Source organism: Burkholderia sp. Ac-20379, from assembly GCF_017104645.1.
Lineage (GTDB): Bacteria > Pseudomonadota > Gammaproteobacteria > Burkholderiales > Burkholderiaceae > Burkholderia.
This window is the reverse complement of sequence record NZ_JAAGPF010000710.1, coordinates 1-1,077: the sequence shown is the minus strand read 5'-3', so window position 1 is coordinate 1,077 and position 1,077 is coordinate 1. Positions and strand designations below refer to the sequence as shown.

The following is a 1,077-nucleotide window of genomic DNA, read 5'->3' as shown; positions in this document are numbered from 1 at the left end:
ACACACATCACCCTCCACCAAACACCTTTCCCTACCCGCCGCCCTTCCGACCTCAGCCAAAGGGCCTGGGCGCGGCCGATCACGGCGGCGTCCGCGTGCGGCATCACGATCAGTTCGCCGCCGGCGCGCGCGACGTCGTCCACATACTCGGGGCGCAGCACCGTGCCCGCGCCGATCAGCACCTCGGGCGGCAGCGCGGCGCGCAACGCGGCGATGCTCGCGAACGGATCGGGCGAGTTGAGCGGCACCTCGATCAGCCGGAAACCGGCTTCGGCCAGCGCCGTGCCGTGCGCGACCGCGTCGGCCGGCGTCAGGCCGCGCAGGATCGCCACCAGCGGGCACGCCTCGAACGCGCGCACCAGGCCGGCATGCGGCGTGTACGGTGCGGGCAGCGTCAGTTCGGATGACATCGTTTCGATCTCCTGAATGCGGTGAAGGGCGCTCAGCCCGGCGTGCACGCGGCGGCGGCCACCAGCCCCGCCTGCGTCGCGATGCGCCAGAGGCCACGCTCGGTGGCCCGCTCGACGACCCGCGCGCCGTCGCAGCCGAACGCGCGCAGCGCCGCCAGATAGCGTGCGCACAAGGCCGGATCGCCGATCAGGCGCGGCGGCTGCGCGGCCAGGCTCGCGCCAACGCTCGCCAGCATCGCGACCAGCGCGTTCATTTCATGACCGATCAGCAGCCCCGACAAATAATCGGCCTGCGATTCGGGCGCGAGCCGGCCGGTCAGGCCGAGCGTGCGGGTGCTGAAAATCGTCGCGAGCAGGCCCGCGTCGCGGCTGTCGCGCGCCACGTCCACGCCGCGCCGGAACGCGTCGAGATCGGCTGCCGCGCCGGCGCGCATGGTGCGGCCGAGGATCGTGTGATCGCGCAGCGTCGCGAACAGCTCGCCCGTCATATAGGTACGGAAGCGCTCGATGCGGCCCTGGCGCACCCAGGCCCATTTCGCATGCGTGCCGGGCAGGCCGATCAGCGCGCCCGCGCCATCGCCGCCCAGCGCCGGGTCGCCCGCCAGCGCGCCGACGATCTGGGTTTCCTCGCCGCGCATCACGTCGGGCAGCGCGCCCGCTTCGAGCA

1 protein-coding gene and 1 pseudogene are annotated in these 1,077 nt (G+C 73.0%); both read right to left on the bottom strand.

The window, feature by feature from the left end; translation table 11 throughout:
* Positions 1 to 410: pseudogene (locus tag G3N92_RS34140) on the bottom strand (hypothetical protein); the annotation flags it as partial.
* A gap of 32 nt (positions 411 to 442) precedes the next feature.
* The coding region (locus G3N92_RS34135) for a 2-dehydro-3-deoxygalactonokinase (protein WP_206131883.1) at positions 443 to 1,077 on the bottom strand (635 nt) is incomplete at its 5' end.